Annotated in this window: 13 protein-coding genes; 7 read left to right on the forward strand and 6 right to left on the reverse strand. The window is 66.0% G+C overall.

The window, feature by feature from the left end:
* The first annotated feature begins 532 nt into the window (after positions 1 to 532).
* Entirely contained in the window at positions 533 to 1,507 is a 975-nt protein-coding gene (locus NP3_RS16725) for a helix-turn-helix transcriptional regulator (RefSeq protein WP_063042350.1), read from the forward strand.
* A gap of 113 nt (positions 1,508 to 1,620) precedes the next feature.
* Here NP3_RS16725 and NP3_RS16730 read toward each other — a convergent pair whose 3' ends face one another.
* The 3 genes from NP3_RS16730 to NP3_RS16740 form a co-directional block, all read right to left on the reverse strand.
* On the reverse strand, positions 1,621 to 2,151 hold the full coding sequence (locus NP3_RS16730; RefSeq protein ID WP_063042352.1) for a DUF8020 domain-containing protein: 531 nt from the start codon (positions 2,149 to 2,151) through the stop codon (positions 1,621 to 1,623).
* Positions 2,152 to 2,323: 172 nt separating this feature from the next.
* Positions 2,324 to 5,938: a cobaltochelatase subunit CobN gene (cobN, locus tag NP3_RS16735; RefSeq protein ID WP_063042354.1), complete on the reverse strand. Its 3,615-nt coding sequence runs from the start codon at positions 5,936 to 5,938 to the stop codon at positions 2,324 to 2,326.
* A 177-nt stretch (positions 5,939 to 6,115) separates the two neighbouring features.
* Positions 6,116 to 6,556, reverse strand: a complete 441-nt coding sequence (locus tag NP3_RS16740) for a nuclear transport factor 2 family protein (protein ID WP_063042356.1) — start codon at positions 6,554 to 6,556, stop codon at positions 6,116 to 6,118.
* A 371-nt stretch (positions 6,557 to 6,927) separates the two neighbouring features.
* Here NP3_RS16740 and cobG point away from each other — a divergent pair, with 371 nt between their 5' ends.
* Positions 6,928 to 8,106, forward strand: a complete 1,179-nt coding sequence (cobG, locus tag NP3_RS16745; RefSeq protein WP_063042358.1) for a precorrin-3B synthase — start codon at positions 6,928 to 6,930, stop codon at positions 8,104 to 8,106.
* A gap of 411 nt (positions 8,107 to 8,517) precedes the next feature.
* Complete coding sequence (locus tag NP3_RS16750; protein WP_063042360.1) at positions 8,518 to 9,069, forward strand: hypothetical protein; 552 nt, start codon at positions 8,518 to 8,520, stop codon at positions 9,067 to 9,069.
* Positions 9,070 to 9,085: 16 nt separating this feature from the next.
* Here the strand turns inward: NP3_RS16750 and ddaH are convergent, their stop codons facing one another.
* On the reverse strand, positions 9,086 to 9,958 hold the full coding sequence (gene ddaH, locus NP3_RS16755) for a dimethylargininase (RefSeq protein WP_245720972.1): 873 nt from the start codon (positions 9,956 to 9,958) through the stop codon (positions 9,086 to 9,088).
* A gap of 138 nt (positions 9,959 to 10,096) precedes the next feature.
* Between ddaH and NP3_RS16760 the strand changes: the two genes are divergently transcribed.
* The 4 genes from NP3_RS16760 (at position 10,097) to NP3_RS16775 (ending at position 13,474) form a co-directional block, all read left to right on the forward strand.
* Complete coding sequence (locus NP3_RS16760; RefSeq protein WP_063042364.1) at positions 10,097 to 10,534, forward strand: Lrp/AsnC family transcriptional regulator; 438 nt, start codon at positions 10,097 to 10,099, stop codon at positions 10,532 to 10,534.
* 106 nt (positions 10,535 to 10,640) lie between these two features.
* Positions 10,641 to 11,276 carry a precorrin-8X methylmutase gene (locus tag NP3_RS16765; RefSeq protein WP_063042377.1) on the forward strand — a complete coding sequence of 212 codons (636 nt, stop codon included), beginning with the start codon at positions 10,641 to 10,643 and terminating at the stop codon, positions 11,274 to 11,276.
* Positions 11,273 to 12,901, forward strand: a complete 1,629-nt coding sequence (gene cobJ / locus NP3_RS16770) for a precorrin-3B C(17)-methyltransferase (protein WP_063042365.1) — start codon at positions 11,273 to 11,275, stop codon at positions 12,899 to 12,901. Before NP3_RS16765 ends, cobJ begins: the two co-directional genes overlap by 4 nt.
* 18 nt (positions 12,902 to 12,919) lie before the next feature.
* Positions 12,920 to 13,474, forward strand: a complete 555-nt coding sequence (locus NP3_RS16775) for a dihydrofolate reductase family protein (protein ID WP_063042367.1) — start codon at positions 12,920 to 12,922, stop codon at positions 13,472 to 13,474.
* A 43-nt stretch (positions 13,475 to 13,517) separates the two neighbouring features.
* Here the strand turns inward: NP3_RS16775 and NP3_RS16780 are convergent, their stop codons facing one another.
* Together NP3_RS16780 and NP3_RS16785 are read right to left on the reverse strand one after the other, a co-directional pair.
* Positions 13,518 to 14,744 (reverse strand): MFS transporter, encoded by a 1,227-nt coding sequence (locus tag NP3_RS16780; RefSeq protein ID WP_063042368.1) that lies wholly within the window; start codon positions 14,742 to 14,744, stop codon positions 13,518 to 13,520.
* Positions 14,744 to 15,385, reverse strand: a complete 642-nt coding sequence (locus tag NP3_RS16785) for a GntR family transcriptional regulator (protein WP_063042370.1) — start codon at positions 15,383 to 15,385, stop codon at positions 14,744 to 14,746. The genes NP3_RS16780 and NP3_RS16785 overlap by 1 nt, the downstream gene beginning before the upstream one ends.
* Between the last annotated feature and the right edge of the window lie 97 nt (positions 15,386 to 15,482).

Consider the following 15,482-nt stretch of genomic DNA (forward strand, 5'->3'; position numbering starts at 1 on the left):
CCATGCGGTCCGACCCGCATCGATCTCCAGTGGTCTGACGCGGCGCACCAAGTCGATCACGCGAACGTTGGCCCGTCGCCCCGGATTCAGGATGGCTCCTAACCATGGTCGGCCGTAGATCCGGCGAAATCACGAGTAGCCGAGTACGCGAACATTGCGCAAATTCAGCTCCGCTACTCATGTCCGCCTCGCTGAGGACAGATCCGGTGCAGCGCCCAGCCATGCGATGACACCGGCACGATCGCCTTGGCCGCCCTCGGCGACGCGCTCACCGGAGATACCGATCCCGCGACGGTCGACGTATCCGCAACCCGTGTTGCGATCGGATTGGTCGCCCTCGTGGTCGACGCCCGTCTCGGCCGAAATTCACGGGTCCGCAACTCGCCGGGACGTGGGCTGGCGTTGTTCGAGGGCGCGTGTTCTGGGGCGGGCACTGGAATCGGGTCGATGAGATGCGGGTCCGTCGGCGGACCCGATACCTGCTCGACGAACGCGGAAGGTTTTGTTCCGCAATTCCTGAGATGATCGACCCATGTTGGAGACTTCGGCACGGTTGTTGCGGTTGTTGTCGTTGCTGCAGATGCATCGGGATTGGACCGGGCCTGCGTTGGCTGAGCGGCTCGGGGTTTCGACGCGGACTATTCGTACGGATATCGAGCGGTTGCGCAGGCTCGGGTATCCGGTGGATGCGACGCCAGGGGTCACGGGTGGGTATCGGCTGGGGGCCGGATCTTCGCTGCCGCCATTGCTTTTGGATGACGAGGAGGCCGTTGCGGTGGCGGTGGGGTTGGCGACGGCGGCCAATGGGGCGGTGACCGGGATCGAGGAGACCTCGGTGCGGGCGCTGGCCAAGCTGGAGCAGGTGCTGCCGTCGCGGCTGCGGCACCGGGTGCGTGCGCTGACCGCCGCCACCGTGCATGTGCCGCATCCGGGTCAGACGAATGTGGATGCGGGAGTGCTGACCGCCGTCGCCGCGGCGATCCGGGCGAGCGAGCGGTTGCGCTTCGATTACGAAACCCATTCGGACGCAATCGAGCAACGATCGCCGTCGCGGCGTGAGGTGGAACCGCATCGGCTCGCGCACTGGAACGGCCGCTGGTATCTCGTGGCATGGGATGTCGTGCGCGCGGACTGGCGCACGTTCCGGGTCGACCGGATGACGCCGCGGACACCGAACGGTGCGCGCTTCACCCCGCGCAGCGTTCCGGAAACCGAAGTGGCCGAACGGATACAGCGCGGGGTCGGTGCGGCGACGTGGCGCTACCGGGCCAGGGTGCGGGTCGCGGCTCCGGCTAATGCTGTGCGTACGCGACTGCCCGTCGCTGTGACTATCGAATCCGATGGCCCGAACCACTGTGTGATCCAGGTCGGTTCGGACACACCCCATTCGTTGACCTTGTATCTCGGACTGCTCGATGTCGATTTCGAAGTCCTGGACGCTCCGGAGCTCGCCGCACACCTCCGAGCAACTGCCGAACGGTTTCGGAAAGCAGCGGGCGATAGTTGAAATTCGATGTGTCCTGAATTTCGATGAGCGGCAATCCCGGTCGGGCGAATTCTACGGATTGCCCGGCCGGGATCACCCGTTCGAGACTTATTCGAACAGCTCGAATCAACTCATTACTGATTGGCACCGGCGATGCCGCCGATGATTCCCCCGATGACACATCCGGGCAGGAATCCGACGACAAAGAACAGCAGCCCGATCAGCGCACCGACGGCGCATCCGATCAGCACACCGGCGACCGTCGTGCCCGCATCACCGATGAACTGCAACGGAGCCGATTGCGATGCGGGCGCGTTGACCGGCGTCAGCGTCAATGTCGTTGCCGTGGCGTCGACTTCGGGCGCGACCTGCACATGCTGGCCCGCCACTGTCTGCAGTGTGGTCGGTACGGTGGCAACCACGGAGCCGTCGGGTGCGAGCACCGTGATGCCCGCATCGGGCGTAAGGACGAACTTGCCCGCAGCCAGCGTGATGGTGGCATCGGAGCGGTCCGTCGCCACCGCAGCGGTGTATCGGACACCGTGATCAACGCCGTTGAGAACGGTTTCCGACGATACTTCGGGCGAGCCGTAGGCAGTGGCTGCGGTGATGCCTGTCGCGGCAACGGTCAAAACCGTTGTCGCTACCAACTTTTTGATCTTCATTATGATTTCCAATCATCCAGCCGATTCGATCGATGTTCCCGAGAAACGGACATCGGACATCAATCATCATGCGCCCTCGACACACTCGGCGTCGCGGGAATCAGGAAATCGAATTATGCTGCAAGATCAAATAATTGGAAATACCCAAGGAACTGGGGTATTGCTTTTCCGGCTATTCCAGTTCGCCCTCGGTCTCCAGGTAGATCTGGCGCAACCGGTCCAGTGTTGCCTGCTCCGGATGCTCCCACAACTCCCGTTGCGCCGCCTCCAGCAGCCGCTCGGCAATGCCGTGCAGCGCCCACGGGTTGGACTGTTCCATGAACTTGCGGTTCACGTCATCGAAAACGTAGCTCTCCGCGAGCTTTTCGTACATCCAGTCGGCCACGACATTGGTGGTGGCGTCGTAGCCGAAGAGGTAGTCGACGGTGGCCGCCATTTCGAATGCACCCTTGTAGCCGTGGCGGCGCATCGCTTCGAGCCAGCGCGGGTTCACCACTCGGGCACGGAACACGCGTGAGGTCTCCTCCGAGAGCGTGCGGGTGCGCACGGCGTCGGGGCGGGTGCTGTCGCCGATGTAGGCCTCGGGATTCTTGCCGGTCAGCGCACGCACGGTGGCGACCATGCCGCCGTGGTACTGGAAGTAGTCGTCGGAGTCGGCGATATCGTGTTCACGGGTGTCGGTGTTCTTGGCCGCCACCGTGATCCGGCGGTACGCGGTGCGCATATCGGCGGCGGCGGGTGCGCCGTCGAGGTCGCGACCGTAGGCGAAGCCGCCCCATGCGGTGTACACCTGCGCGAGGTCGTCGTCGGTGCGCCAGCTCTTGGAGTCGATCAATTGCAGCAGGCCCGCGCCGTAGGTGCCGGGTTTGGAGCCGAAGATGCGGGTGGTGGCGCGGCGCTTGTCGCCGTGTTCGGCGAGGTCGTTCTGGGCGTGGGCGCGAACGTAATTCGACTCGGCGGGTTCGTCGAGGTCGGCAACCAGACGGACCGCGTCATCGAGCAGCGCGAGCACATGCGGGAAAGCGTCGCGGAAGAAGCCGCTGATGCGGACCGTCACGTCGATGCGTGGACGGTCCAGTTCCGCGAGCGGTATCACCTCCAAGGTGGTGACCCGGCGGCTCGCCTCGTCCCAGATCGGGCGGACGCCCAGCAGCGCAAGGACTTCCGCGATGTCGTCGCCGGAGGTGCGCATGGCGGAGGTGCCCCACACCGACAGCCCGACCGAGCGCGGATACTCACCGTGATCGGCCTTGTACCGCTCGAGCAGCGAATCCGCCATGGCCTGCCCGGTCTCCCAGGCCAGTCGGGACGGAACCGCCTTCGGGTCGACCGAGTAGAAGTTTCGACCGGTCGGCAGGACATTGATCAGGCCGCGCAATGGGGATCCGCTGGGCCCCGCAGGGATGAAACCGCCGTTGAGCGCGTGCAGGATCCGGTCGATTTCGATGCCGGTCCGGCGCAGGCGGGGCACGACCTCGGTCGCGGCGAAGCGCAGCACGGTTCGCACCGCGGCAAACGCCGGGGCGGGTCCGTCCAGTGAGTCGACAATTCCGTCGACGGCGTCTACGGACCACTCGGCAGCTTGCAGTGCGGCGAGCAGCCCACGGGCTCGGGTCTCCACCGCGTCGACTCGTTCGCGCACCTCGCTACCGGATTCGTTCAGCCCCAAGGCTTCCCGCAGACCCGGCACATTCCGTTCGCCACCCCACAGCTGGCGCGCGCGCAGCATGGCCAGGACCAGATCGAGTTCGGTCTCCCCCGCGGGCGCCTGCCCGAGGACGTGCAGACCGTCGCGGATCTGCACATCCTTGATCTCGCACAGCCAGCCGTCGACGTGCAGCAGCATATCGTCGAAGACATCCTCTTCAGGACGCTCGGCGAGGCCCAGGTCGTGGTCCATTGCGGCCGCGCGCATGAGCGTCCAGATCTGCTGACGGATCGCGGGCAGTTTGGCCGGATCGAGGGTGGAGATATTGGCGTGTTCGTCGAGCAGCTGTTCCAAACGCGAGATATCGCCATAGCTTTCGGCGCGGGCCATGGGCGGAATGAGGTGGTCTACCAGGGTCGCGTGGGCGCGGCGTTTGGCCTGGGTCCCCTCGCCCGGGTCGTTGACCAGGAACGGATAGATCAGCGGCAGCTCACCGAGCGCGGCGTCGGTGCCGCAGGAGGCGGACATGCCGAGGGTCTTGCCGGGCAGCCATTCCAGATTGCCGTGCTTGCCGAGGTGCACCATGGCGTCGGCGGCGAAACCGTCCGGCGCGGCGATCCATCGATACGCGGCGAGATAATGGTGGCTGGGCGGCAGGTCCGGGTCGTGGTAGATGGCGACCGGGTTCTCGCCGAAGCCGCGCGGCGGCTGGACCATCAACACGATATTGCCGAAACGCAATGCGGCGATGACGATTTCGCCCTTGGGATCGGCGGAGCGGTCGACGTAGAGTTCGCCCGGCGGCGGTCCCCAGGCCTCGACCACTGCTTCGCGCAGGTCATCGGGCAGGGTGTCGAACCAGCTGGTGTACTGGTCGGCGCTGATGCGGATCGGGTTGCCTTCCAGCTGTTCGGCGGTGAGCCAGTCCGGATCCTGACCGCCCGCGGCGATCAGGGCGTGGATCAGCGCGTCTCCGTCGCGTTCGGTGAGTCCCGGCACCTCGCTCTCGTCGCCGAGATCGTAACCGGCAGTACGCATCTCGGTGAGGAGCCGGATCGCGCTGGCGGGGGTGTCCAGGCCGACGGCGTTGCCGATGCGCGCATGCTTGGTCGGGTAGGCCGACATCATGATGGCGATGCGTCGCCGTTCGGCCGGGATGTGGCGCAACCGTGCGTGCCGGACCGCGATACCGGCCACCCGGGCCGCGCGCTCGGGATCCGGCACGTAGGTGGACAGTCCGTCGGCGTCGAATTCCTTGAAGGAGAACGGAACCGTGATGATGCGGCCGTCGAATTCCGGGACGGCCACCTGGGTGGCGACATCCAGCGGGGAGAGTCCGTCGTCGTTGGCCTCCCATTGGGCGCGGCCGCTGGTGAGGCACAGGCCCTGCAGGATGGGCACATCGAGTTCGGCGAGGGCGGCGACATCCCATGCCTCGTCGTCGCCACCGGCCGATGCGTTCGCGGGCTTGGTGCCGCCTGCCGCGAGCACGGTTACCACCAGTGCGTCCGCGGTGCGCAAGGTATCGAGGAGTTCCGGCTCGGCGGTGCGCAGGGATGCACAGTACAGCGGCAGGGCCTTCGCGCCCGCGTTTTCGATTGCCGTGCAGAGAGCATCGATGTAGGCGGTGTTTCCGGCGAGATGCTGTGCGCGGTAATAGATTACGGCCACAGTCGGCGGGCACTGGGCGGTTGCGCCCAGATCGGTGCTCGGCGTGCGCTCCAACTCGCCCCAACTCGGCAGTTGCACCGGCGGCTCGAAGCCGTGGCCGGTGAGCAGCACCGTATCCGAGAGGAAGTTGTGCAGCTGACGGAGATTTTCCGCACCGCCGGCGGCGAGGTAGTTGTGCGCGTCGGCGGCTACACCGCCCGGCACCGTCGAGCATTCCATCAGTTCGGCATCGGGTGCGATCTCACCGCCGAGCGCCACCATCGGCACCCCGCTCGCGCGCACGGCCGCGAGCCCGTCCTCCCAGGCGCGCTTGCCCCCGAGGATCCGCACGATCACCAGATCCACGCCGTCGAGCAGCGCGGGCAGGTCGTCGACCAACAACCGAGCCGGATTCCCCCACCGATATTCCGCACCGCTCGCACGCGCGCTCAACAGATCGGTGTCGGATGTCGACAGCAGAAAAATCACAGGTGGCAGCCTTCCTCGGGTGACGCGCCCATCGGTTACGGTGCTCGCCGGAGAGGGTCTGGCTTTCGACAGTGGCGCGACCGCACCGGAGTTCCACCGGTTTCCTCATCGCCCGCCGAGCAACCAGATGCTAGCCCGCCGCCTCGCACCGCTTGCCGACAGGTGAGTGCCCGGCGCTCAGGTCAGGTCGGCGTTTCCGTCGATCACCTTCAGGTGGTAGTGGAATTTGTCGACGCGCCAGCCCGCGACGGTGCGTTCGGCGCCGATGCTGTAGCTGCCGACGAAGGTGCGCGTCTTGCCGTGGGACGCATCGTTCTTCACGTGCACCGCGATGGCGTCGGCGTGGATTTCGGCGTGGTCGCCCTGCAGGTCGACCAGGAAATTGCCCGCCTGGTGATGGACTCCGTCGAGGTCTTCGAGGCCCGCGCGCCAATCGCCGACGATATCGGCCGCGGGCCGCACCGCCACCTCGCCGCCGAAGCCACCGTCGAAGTCGACCTTCGGTGTGAATACCTCCGCGAGAAGGTCATCCCAGCGCTTCTGATCGGTGTAGACGAACATCCTGGTGACAACATCGATGATCGTGAGTCGGTCGGCAACAGTGGAGATTTCGCTCATTCCGCCAACCTTAATGGCGGGCCAGGATCTACGCCGACTGGTCGGTCGCTATTTGTCCGGCTGCGCCCGAGCGGTAGTGCGAAGTATCGGAGATCGGCGCCGTCTTGGCTGTGCGTTGCCAGGCTCGGAAGTCTTACAGTGCATGGCCATTTGCCCGCTCACATGATCAAGCCGCGATCCAGCGCTGGACGCAGTTCCCAAGCCGATGCGGCGGTCACGGCCGAGCGGGCCGATTGCGCGGGATTGGCGACGAGGCACTCGCGCAGTCGAGCCTCACTGTCGTCGCCGGATTTCGCGACTGGCCCTGTCGGCGGTCACGCGTTGCAACCGTCGCTGATTGCGCGGCGGCGGGGTCGTAGGCTGGACGGGTCATGATGCGTACGAATCCCGATTCCTGCCCCGGCGTGCTGCGGCTGCACGAGGCGGCCGATGGGCCGTTGGCTCGGATCCGGCTGCCCGGTGGGCGGCTGGAGCCGGGGCAGTTGCAGGTTTTGGCCGAGGCCGCCGCCGAACTCGGCGATGGGAATATCGAGCTGACCTCGCGGGGCAATGTGCAGTTGCGGCAGGTGCGTGATGCGGCCGCGCTGAGTGAGCGGCTGGCGGGTGCCGGGCTGCTGCCGAGCGATACGCACGAGCGGGTGCGCAATATCGTCGCGTCACCGCTGTCGGGTCGGATCGGTGGCTGGGCGGATGTCCATGCGCTCGTTCCGGCGCTCGACACAGGTTTGCGCACCGCACCGCGGTTGGCCGAGCTGCCCGGCCGCGTGCTGTTCACCCTCGACGACGGTCGCGGCGATATCAGCGGCCTCGGTGGCGATATCGGCGTACACGCGACGGGCGCAGCGGAATTCGCGCTCGTGCTGGCCGGTGGTGACTCCGGCATCCGAGTATCCGCGGCCGACGCGGTCCAGGTGATGCTGGCCGCCGCGCACGCCTTCCTCGATCTCGGCTCGGGTACGTGGCGGCTGCACGAAGTCGATGACGGTGTGCGGCGAGTGATCGATATCCTCGGCCTGTCCCCCGGCCCCGAACGCCTGGAATTCGGTGCCGCCCATGACATTCCGATCGGCTGGCTCGACCAGGACAACGGCCTGGTCAGCCTGGGCGCGGCCGTTCGCCTCGGCTCGCTGCCCGCCCGGATCGCCGAGTTCATCGCCGCCATCGAACGCCCCATCTTCATCACCCCCTGGCGCAGCCTGGTGATCACCGATCTAGAGGAATGGCCCGCCGAACAGGTCGTCCGCGTACTAGCCCCCATGGGCCTGATCTTCGACGCCAACTCCCCCTGGCTCCAGGTCAGCGCCTGCGCGGGCCGACCCGGCTGCGCGAAGGCACTCACCGATGTCCGCGCAGACGCCGCAGCCACCGTCGAATCCGGTCGCGTACTCCCAACCAACCAGCCCGCCGCCCCCACCATCGAAATCCACCCCGCCGACGAGGTCATGGTCGCGGGCCGCCAACACTGGTCCGGCTGCGACCGCCGCTGCGGTCGCCCCCGCGGCCCGGTCACCGACATCGTCGCCACCGAAAACGGCTACCGAATCGGCTGACATCCGGCCCGCAAGCTACTGACCAGCGGAATACGACGCGCCGGATCCTCATCGCCAGCCGCAGCCGACGATCTCACCATCGCCGACCGTCGACATCAGCCCGGCTGCGAACGCGGGCCCCTCACTACATCGTCGCCACATGACCTGACATCCACCCGCGAGCGGCCGATCAGGGATCGCGCGCGGCGGTGCCACCACTCTGCGCGGAATGTCGCCCCTGGCATGTGGACCGCAGCGTTACCCGAAAGGCGCCGAGTCAAGCCGTCGACGGCATCCGGATGTCGCATGATCGACGGCACATAGCTGTGGCATCGCGCGCACCGGGCACCGCACACGGCCCATTGATCTGGTTCTCGAGCACGGCGCGTGGCACGGTGAGGTCAGCGGTTGACTCGTGGGAGGAGTATTCCTATGACGGTCGGGCGGATCGGTGATGCCGAGATCGACGCGATGTCGGCGCAGGAGCGGCTGGAGTTGATCCGGCGGTTGCAGTTGCCGCCGGAGCGGGTGCTGCCGCGCCCGGAGGTGGTGCGGGTTCATCGGCGGGTGCGGTTGACGCTGATGGTGGGTGGATCGATCGCGCTGATTCCGTGGATCGTGTATCTCGCGGTATCGCTGCCGCCCGACTATCAAGCCCGTAATTGGACGCTGACCTGGGTCGGATTCGACATACTGCTGGTCATCATGATGGCGACGACCGCCTATCTGGGCTGGCAGCGCAAGCAACTGCTCATGTTGCCCGCATTCGGCACCGGCCTGCTGCTGCTCGTGGACGCCTGGTTCGACATCACGACCGCCAACTCTCGCGACGTCTGGTTCTCCATCACCGTCGCCTGCGTCGCCGAAATCCCTCTTGCCCTACTACAGATCAGCGGCGCACTCCTGCTGTTCAAGTTCGTTGCCGAAGTCCATCCGTTGGCCGAACCGGGCGTCAGCGGTTTGCGCACCGAACTCCCGTTCTGACAGCGGTGCCCGGACCTTACGAAGCAACCGCGGTCGGTGCACTCCGCGGATCCTCGTGAATCTCCAAGGTGCAGCACTTCACGCCACCACCGGCCTTCAACAACTCCGACAGATCGACGCCCACCGGGTTGTACCCCTGCGCAAGCAACTCCGAAGCCAGGTTGTCGGCGCGACTGCTGATGAAGACATTCAGCCCGTCGGAGACACCGTTCAGCCCCAGAACCACCGCATCGGCATCGGTGGCGAGGATCGCGTCCGGATAGAGCTCGGCCAGTATCGCCTGACTCGCGGCGCTGAAGGCGGGCGCGAAATACGCGACGTTCGAGTCATCGAGCGCCATCAGCGCCGTATCCAGGTGATAGAAACGCGGATCGACCAGTTCGAGCGAAATCACCGGCAGATCGAAATACCGCTCGACCTCACGGTGCGCGGCAATCGAACTCCGAAATCCGGTCGCGGCCAGCATGCGCTCCCCGACGAGCAGGAAATCGCCTTCGCCCTCATTGGTTTCCTGCGCCCCGACCAACTCCACCAGCCCCAACTGCGCGAACCAGCGGTGATACGCCGGGCCCTCCGCGGCCCGCTCGGCATGGGTGAACCGCGCCGACATCGCGCGATCACCCACGATCAGCCCACTGTTCGCGGCGAAAACCATATCGGGCAGACCCGGCTCCCCCGGCACCACGTCGATGCGATGGCCGTAGTGCTCGAATGTCGCGCGCAGCGTCTCCCACTGCGATAGCGCGAGCGCCCGATCGACGGGTTCCTGTGGATTCATCCACGGATTGATCGAGTAGCAGACGTCGAAGTGATCCGGACTGCACATCACGAACTGACGTGGCGACGGCTGCCGCGCGGGCTCGATACGGAGGGTGGCTACAGAGGTCAACGTGTCTCCCGGAGGTAGGCGCGGATCATTCCACTGACACGAAGGTAATTCGCCTAGTATTGCGCCAGAAACAACGATTCATTGCGTGTAATCGAGCCAATTCAGCGAATCATTGCACCGATCGGGAGTGAGTGTGGCGTGGACGACATCGACCGGCAGATTCTGGCGCATCTACTGAAATCGGCGCGCGCCTCGTTCCAAGAAATCGGCGCGCGGGCCGGACTGTCCGCACCCGCGGTCAAGCGCCGCGTCGACAAGATGGTCGCCAGCCGCCAGATCACCGGCTTTACCGCACTGGTCAATCCCGCCGCACTCGGCTGGACCACCGAGGCCTACGTCGAGGTCTACTACCGCGACAACATCACCCCCGCCGAACTGCGCCGCAGCCTCGAACCGATCCCCCAGGTAGTCGGTGTCTGGACCATCGCAGGCGAAGCCGACGCCCTGGTCCACGTGATGGCAACAGACATGGCCGAAATCGAATCCACCGTAGAACGCATCCGCGAAAACACCCGAGTAGGCCGCACCCGAAGCTCCATAGTCATGTCCCGAATCCTCGAACGCCCCCGCACCTGATCCGCTGAGAATGCGTTCAGATAGGTGCCCTCTCGATGTTTGCCGCCACCCTCGCATTCTCGACCCGCAGCGGACTTGCGGGAGGGGGGCTCATATGGTGGTGCGCATGTCCGATGTTCGTACTGGTTATGTGACTGATGGGGCCGAGATTTATCGGCGGTCGTTCGCGATGATTCGGGCGGAGGCGGATCTGAGTGGGTTTCCGCAGGATGTGGCTCAGGTTGTGGTGCGGATGATTCATGGGTGCGGGCAGGTGGATCTGGCCGGGGACGTGGCGTTTTCGCCCAGTGTGGTGGCGGCGGCGCGGGGCGCGCTGCAGGCGGGGGCTCCTATTCTCTGTGATGCGCAGATGGTCGCGTCCGGCGTGACGCGCAAGCGGTTGCCCGCGGACAATGACGTGATCTGCACCCTCGCCGATCCGCGAGTGCCGGAACTGGCTGCGGTGATGGGCAATACGCGGTCGGCCGCGGCGCTGGAGTTGTGGCGCGATCGCCTCGAGGGCGCGGTGGTCGCCATCGGTAACGCGCCGACCGCACTGTTCCATCTGCTCGACATGATCGATGCGGGTGCGCCGCGGCCCGCCGCCATTCTGGGCATTCCGGTCGGCTTCGTGGGCGCTGCCGAATCCAAGGACGCGCTGATCGAATTCGGCGGGGTCGAATATCTGACGGTGCGTGGGCGGCGCGGTGGCAGCGCCATCACCGCGTCGGCACTGAATGCGATTGCGAGCGAACAGGAATGAGCAACGGCAAGTTGTGGGGTGTCGGACTCGGCCCCGGTGATCCGGAGCTGGTGACGGTGAAGGCGGCGCGGGTGATCGCAGAGGCCGATGTCATCGCCTTCCACAGCGCACGCCACGGTCGCAGCATCTCGCGTGGCATCGCCGCGCCGTACATGCGCGCGGGCCAACTCGAGGAACACCTGATCTATCCGGTGACCACCGAGACGACCGACCACCCCGGCGGCTATCAGGGCGCCATCGACGAGTTCTACGAACAGGCCGCCGAACGCCTGGCAATTCATCTGGCGGCGGGCCGGTCCGTCGCACTGCTCGCCGCGGGCGATCCGCTCTTCTATAGCTCGTACATGCATATGCACCGCCGGTTGGCCGACCGGTTCGAGGCCGAGATCATCCCCGGCATCACCTCCGTGAGCGCGGCCTCGGCCGCCCTCGGCACCCCGCTCGTCGAGGGTGAGCAGGTACTGACCGTCCTGCCCGGCACCATGCCCACCGACGAACTCACCCGCCGCCTCCGCGATACCGACGCCGCCGCAATCATGAAGCTCGGCCGCACCTATCCAGGTGTGCGCCAAGCCCTCTCGGACTCCGGCCGCCTCGCCGACGCCTACTACATCGAACGCGCGAGCAGCACCCGCCAGCGCGTACTCGCCGCCGACGACGTCGACGATGCGGATGTACCGTACTTCGCCATCACCGTCGTTCCGGGCCCGCAGCCGACAACCCCACTGCCCCTGACGAATTCGGAGCAGGGGCGGTCGCAGACGATCGGCGCGCAGGGTGCTACCGAGCCCTCCAGGTCAGCAGAGGCTGCGGGCAGCGAATCCCGCAGTGCGCAGACAGTTCCTTTCGACAGCTCGCGAGTCGAGGAAACCTCGAGCAGTTTCGGTGAAGTCGTGGTGGTCGGGCTCGGCCCGGGCTCACCCGACTGGACCACACCCGAAGTCGAACGCGCACTCGCCGAGGCCACTGATCTGGTCGGCTACACGACCTACATCAATCGGGTGCCGTCGCGTCCCGGGCAGCGCAGGCATGCCAGCGATAACCGGGTGGAATCCGAACGTGCCGCCATGGCATTGGATCTCGCGAAACAGGGTGCCAAGGTGGTTGTCGTGTCCTCGGGCGATCCCGGGGTCTTCGCGATGGCGGCTGCGGTACTGGAGGAGTCCGCCGATCCGCACTGGCACGGGGTGCCGGTGCGGGTGCTGCCCGGGCTCACCGCGGCCAATGCGGTCGCCAGCCGGGTCGGCGCGCCGCTCGGCCACGACTACGCGGTGATTTCGCTCTCGGACCGGCTCAAGCCGTGGGAGGTTGTCACGCAACGACTTTCGGCGGTCGCGGCGGCCGATATGGCGATCGCGATCTACAACCCCGCCTCCAGTCAGCGCACCTGGCAGGTCGCGGCGATGCGTGACGTACTGCTCGAGCATCGCAAGCCCGATACCCCGGTGGTGCTCGGTCGCGATGTCGGCGGACCCACCGAATCCGTCCGTGTGGTCACCCTCGCCGAGCTCGAGCCGGCCGAGGTCGATATGCGCACACTGCTGATCATCGGTGCCTCCACCACCGCCGTAATCGAGTCCGAGCAGGGCACCAAGGTTTACACTTCGCGCCGCTACCAGCGTTGATTTTGGAAAGGCAACCCGATGCGCAAGCTCAAACTCCAGGTGCAGACCACCATCGACGGCTACATGTCCGGCCCGAACGGTGAGATGGACTGGATGACATTCCAGTGGTCCGATGACCTCGCCGCCCGCGTCACCGCCATTACCGCCGACTTCGACACCATCGTGCTCGGCCGCAAACTCGCCGAAGGCTTCATTCCGCACTGGGCCGCCAAGCCGGAACACGAGCCCCAGGTGGCCATCGACAAGATGAACAACACACCCAAGGTCGTGATCTCCAACAGCCTCACCGAATCGCCCTGGGAGAACACCGTCGTATCGGGCGGCGACCTCGCCGAGACCATCAACAACCTCAAGGCCCAACCTGGGGACGACATCATCGTCTACGGCGGCGGCACCCTCGTCGCGAATCTGATCGCCGAGGACCTCATCGACGACCTGCACCTGTTCGTTAGCCCGACCGCGATCGGCGCGGGCTTGCCGGTCTTCCGTGGCACCACCCGGCTCGACCTCGTCGCCGCAACCGGCTTCGAGTGCGGGGTGATCGAGCTGCACTACCGGCCGAAGAGCGCCTGACCGCAGTCTCGTCGGGGATGCCCATCGGCATCCCCGACGGCTTTCAGGCGCGGTAATTCACAGCGATGAGCGCCAAGCATCCGGCCGCCCCCACTGCGGCGGCCGCGAACATTGTCGGGTATCCGAGGCCGAAAGATTGATGCAGGAATGCCAGCAGCGCGGGGATACCGAAGCCGAGGTAGCTGACGGAGTAGAACACCGCGGTCAGTCCAGCGAGGTCGTCGGGACGCGCAATCCGCTCGATCTCCTGCAGTCCGGCGACCAGCCCGATCCCATATCCGGCACCGAGCACAGCAGCGGTGACGATTGTGAGCCCCACGGCCAATGCGCTGGAAGCCCATGCGGCCGAGGTCATTCCACACACGACCAACGCCAGCGCGACAACTGCGGCACGGGCCGTGCCCGGTCGATCGATCCTTCGCGCCAGCGATTGGATCGCGAAACCACAGCCCAGCGTGATCACCGTGATCAATGCCGAGAACGCGATCGGTGCACCGTGCACATTCGGCGTCAGCAGAGTGGGCAGCACCGCATAAGCCGTTGCGGCAGAGGTGAACAACCACAGCGCGACCGGCAGCGCAACGCACCGGAACCTGCGATGCGCCGCGGCCGGAACCTGCAGACCATCGATCAGCCGACCCGAATTCCGCTGCGACGATAGCGTTTCCGGTGCCCGTGCCACCCACACCGCCGCGATCAGGCACAGCATCACATTGATCAGATACGCCAATGTATTCGGCAGTGGAGCCCACTGCGCGAGCACACCCGCCACACCGGCACCGACGGCGAACCCACCGGTGAGGCTCATCGCCGAGCGTCGCGCCCCGGTCCCCGCGGGCAACTCCGGTCCGAACGGCGGCTGCGAAAGTTCACCGAGCCAACTGCTTCCCACCGCCATGGCCAGCCCGAGCGCCACCCCGCACAACACCCGTCCGGCCGACAACAGCGGCACCGACGCCGACCCGAAGGCCAGCAGTAGTGAACCGGCCGCACCGATCAACGGCGCCGGTCGCAGCAGCGCGCGACGGCCGTAACGGTCCGAGAGCGGTCCGCCGATCAGCAAGGCGGGCACGATGCCGAGCACATAGTCGAACAGCAGCAGGTCAACCGTGGTGACCGGCAGTCCGTCGCCCTTGTACATCACCAAAAGCGGCGTGAATTCGTTTCCGCCCCAGGCGATCGCGAACATCGGGGCCGCGACACCCCACCAATTCCGCGTACCCGGCCGTGGTCTTGCCGACCTGCTGTCGACGGCGAGCAGCGTTGCCATTACAGGCCTCTCATTTCCAGCTGATGCACGCCGGACATATGGTCCACGAGCGCGGTCGCGAATCCTGCCGCGTCGCCGGTTTCGATCAGATGGGCCAGACGGGTGTGCTGCTCGATGATGCGGGCGGTGTCGGCCGAACCCCGGTGCAGGGCAGCGCTGTTCATGCGACGCTGCCGCTCCCGCAGCGAGTCGTAGAACCCGGTGAGCAGCGGATTGCCCGCAGCGACCACATAGGTACGGTGAAAGTCGGTGTCCGCCACCGCGAATCGCTCGAAGTCCGCGGCGGCGGCCAGCTCGCGCTGCCGGTCCAGCGAGGCATGCAGTCCGGCGATCAGCGCGGACCGCTCCTGCGTAACCACCGCGCGCACCGCTCCGGCTTCCACGACATAGCGGGCGTGTACGACGTGTTCGGCCTCGGCGGGCGGGATCGGCACCACCAGCGCACCACGCTTGGGGTACAGCCGCATCCACCCCTCCACCTCGAGTCGCAGGAATGCCTCCCGCACCGGGGTTCGCGACATACCGAGGTCGGTGGCGATCTCGCCCTCGCTGATCAGCTCACCACCCGGCAACGCGCCGTTCAGGATGCGTTCCTTGACCTCGCGATAGGCGAGTTCGGCAGATGAGTACGTCTTAGACACAAGTTGTATCTTAGCGACACGCCTCAGTAGCCCGGACAGTGGAGGCGGACGAGAGTCGTATAACATTCCACTATGGAACGTTGAGAGTGAGAGGAGC

The organism is Nocardia pseudovaccinii NBRC 100343, assembly GCF_001613225.1.
GTDB classification, from domain to species: domain Bacteria; phylum Actinomycetota; class Actinomycetes; order Mycobacteriales; family Mycobacteriaceae; genus Nocardia; species Nocardia pseudovaccinii.

What these genes read in the sequence shown, in the direction of transcription:
- NP3_RS16765 (WP_063042377.1), top strand. Translation starts at nt 10,641, where the DNA reads ATGTCCGATGTTCGTACTGGTTATGTGACTGATGGGGCCGAGATTTAT.
- cobJ (WP_063042365.1), top strand. Translation starts at nt 11,273, where the DNA reads ATGAGCAACGGCAAGTTGTGGGGTGTCGGACTCGGCCCCGGTGATCCG.
- NP3_RS16740 (WP_063042356.1), bottom strand. Translation starts at nt 6,556, where the DNA reads ATGAGCGAAATCTCCACTGTTGCCGACCGACTCACGATCATCGATGTT.
- cobG (WP_063042358.1), top strand. Translation starts at nt 6,928, where the DNA reads ATGATGCGTACGAATCCCGATTCCTGCCCCGGCGTGCTGCGGCTGCAC.
- NP3_RS16730 (WP_063042352.1), bottom strand. Translation starts at nt 2,151, where the DNA reads ATGAAGATCAAAAAGTTGGTAGCGACAACGGTTTTGACCGTTGCCGCG.
- NP3_RS16725 (WP_063042350.1), top strand. Translation starts at nt 533, where the DNA reads ATGTTGGAGACTTCGGCACGGTTGTTGCGGTTGTTGTCGTTGCTGCAG.
- NP3_RS16750 (WP_063042360.1), top strand. Translation starts at nt 8,518, where the DNA reads ATGACGGTCGGGCGGATCGGTGATGCCGAGATCGACGCGATGTCGGCG.
- NP3_RS16775 (WP_063042367.1), top strand. Translation starts at nt 12,920, where the DNA reads ATGCGCAAGCTCAAACTCCAGGTGCAGACCACCATCGACGGCTACATG.
- NP3_RS16780 (WP_063042368.1), bottom strand. Translation starts at nt 14,744, where the DNA reads ATGGCAACGCTGCTCGCCGTCGACAGCAGGTCGGCAAGACCACGGCCG.